The organism is Frankia sp. CcWB2 (genome assembly GCF_977927585.1).
This window is the reverse complement of record NZ_CDWRCM010000065.1, coordinates 11182-12390: the sequence shown is the minus strand read 5'-3', so window position 1 is coordinate 12390 and position 1209 is coordinate 11182. Positions and strand designations below refer to the sequence as shown.

Here is a 1209-nt window from a genome sequence, read left to right as displayed (position 1 = left end):
CCGTCGAGCCGCGCACCGCGGCCGTGGCGGCACCCGTCCGGGAGGACGTGCCCGCCGGAGCGCCGAGGCCACTGCCACGACCGGTCCGTAGCGCGGCCGGCCGGGGCAGCGCGGGCTCGGCGCCAAAGCTGCCGGCGCCACCGGCGCCACCGGCGTCGCCGAGCATGCCGCGATTGCGGGTCTGCAGCCGTGCACCGATTCCGCGGAAAGTCTCCCGCGACGTCGATCCCAGCAACGCACCCGCCCCTTGGCCGAACGACGCCGCACTGCGCCGACCTGCTGAACCGACGGCGCGCATCAGGTGGATGTCGGCGAATCCCATCAGGTGCAGCAGGACGAAGGGGGCGAACACCGCCGCAATCATCACCACGGCCCCGCCGAGGATCGTCAGTGTCTGATCGACTGTGGAGCCGCTCGAGTCGCTTGCCACACCGGCACCGAGCGTGAAAATCGCGTAAATAACCGGCTTCGCGAAAATCAGCGCCAAGAGGATCTCGGTCGCCCGCTTGATCCAGGCGCTCGTGGACATCGTCGGCTGCCCGGCCAGATACACCGGGATGAACACCGCCATCACGATGATCGCAACCTTGCGGATGTACAGCACCACGAAGAGCGCAAACGAGAACAACGCCACCAGCAGCGACAGGACGATGCCGAGTGCGAAGTTCCCCTGCTCCGGTAGAGCCCGCAGTTGGGCTACCAGGGCCGAGCCGAGTGGCTTCCCGTCACCGAAGGCGTCGGCGATCCCGTCCGAGGCAGTGAGCACCATCTGCAGCAGGGTGAGTGCGACGAATGAGCCGAGGATCGCGGTGCCGGTGGAGGCTAGCGCGCGTGCGAAGATGTGAGGATCACCGCGTACGGCGCCCATGATGCAGGCGCAGATGAACAGGCCGGTGACGATCAGTACCGCCACCCCGAACGCGATGTTGTAGTTCTGGACGACGTAGTCGGCGTTCAGGTCGATGGTCGTCTTCTGCGCCGCGAAGCTGAATACGGAGCTGGACAGGTCAGCCGCCATGCCGCAGAAGGCCTTGCCCATCGAGTTGAAGTACGCATCCGCACTCCCCGATATCGCACCCTTGATTGCATCGAGTGGATTGGGGTTGAAGGCCAGGATAATACTGCCTTCGCCTGTACCGCCGGACGTCATGCGACCGCTCCGATCAGAAGAAAACTCCGAAATTCCTCGGACCGCTGCTCAACGGGATC

The 1209-nt window shown here is 65.6% G+C and carries 1 protein-coding gene; it reads right to left on the bottom strand.

From position 1 onward, the window contains the following. Positions 1-1150: hypothetical protein (locus tag ACY45C_RS09295; protein WP_462187220.1), on the bottom strand; the 1150-nt coding region annotated here is incomplete at its 3' end. Positions 1151-1209: the final 59 nt, after the last annotated feature.